Source organism: Dietzia sp. B44 (assembly GCF_014145245.1).
GTDB lineage: Bacteria > Actinomycetota > Actinomycetes > Mycobacteriales > Mycobacteriaceae > Dietzia > Dietzia natronolimnaea.
Genome location: NZ_JAALEF010000227.1, coordinates 1 through 1,137, shown reverse-complemented (window position 1 = coordinate 1,137; position 1,137 = coordinate 1). Strand labels below are relative to the sequence as shown.

Here is a 1,137-nt window from a genome sequence, read left to right as displayed (position 1 = left end):
CGCCGCGTCATCCGGGCCCGGCCGCGGGCGGCGCGGACCACCGCGGGCGTGAGGACAAGGTCGTGTCCCTCGCACCGCACCACCACGTCCGCCCCCGGGGCGAACTGGCGGGCGCGGACGGCGGCCTTGAGGATGTCGACCATGTCCGCCGAGCCCTTGACCTCCTCGCCGCGGAGAGTCTCCGAACCGGTGGCACGGACCCCGGGGTAGAGGTCGGCGAGTGTGCGCAGGACGACTCCTGACTCGCCGAGCGACGGCAGGACGCGTGCGATGTAGTCGAGGAACCGCGCGTTGGGCCCCACGATGAGCACTCCGCTGCGGTCGAGCCTCCGGCGGTGCGTGTAGAGCAGGTAGGCCGCACGGTGAAGGGCCACGGCGGTCTTCCCCGTCCCCGGCCCGCCCTGGACCACCAGGACACCGGCGTGGGGGTTCCGGATGATCTCGTCCTGCTCGCGTTGGATGGTCGCGACGATGTCCGTCATGTGAGCGGAGCGCGCGCTGTCCAGGGCTTCGAGCAGGGCGGATTCCCCCACGACGTCGTCGTGGTCCTCCGGCACCTCACCGTCGACGGGTGCGGTGAGGTACTCGTCGTGGACCCCGATGACCCTCCTGCCGATCGTGCGGAGATGACGACGACGGTGTGCGCCCTCGGGGCGGGCGGTGGTGGCCAGATAGAACGGGCGGCTGTGGTCCGCGCGCCAGTCCAGCAGGAGCGGGGTGAGGTCCTCGTCGTCGTCCCTCAGTCCCACGCGCCCGATCCTCCGGACCTCTCCGTCCTCCATGTCCAGCCGACCGAAGTACAGGCCCAGGTTGGCGGCGTTGAACGCCGCCAGCTCAGACGAATAGAGCCGCGCGAACGACTCCCGCTCCGATCGCGCCTGAGGAGTTCCCCCCGTGCCCCGGAGGACGGCGTCGAGGCGGGCCCGGGTGTCGGCCCGGAGTTCCTCGAGACGATCGAGGAGACGGCCGAGGTGGCGCTGTTCCTCGTCGACGGCGTCGTATCCCGTCATGCGCGCTCCTCTCGGGTGGGGACTGCGCATCGGGTGGGTGTACCGCGCAGTGCAGGACAACCAGGCTACCGGGTCTCGCGCAGGGCCCACCGACGCAGACGACCCCGCCCGTGGGGGCGGGGTCGTC

Annotated in this window: 1 protein-coding gene; it reads right to left on the bottom strand. The window is 71.7% G+C overall.

Features of this window, described 5'->3' with window-relative positions; all coding sequences use genetic code 11:
* On the bottom strand, positions 1-1,010 hold a 1,010-nt coding region (locus tag G6017_RS08345), incomplete at its 3' end, for a HelD family protein (RefSeq protein ID WP_182616901.1).
* Positions 1,011-1,137: the final 127 nt, after the last annotated feature.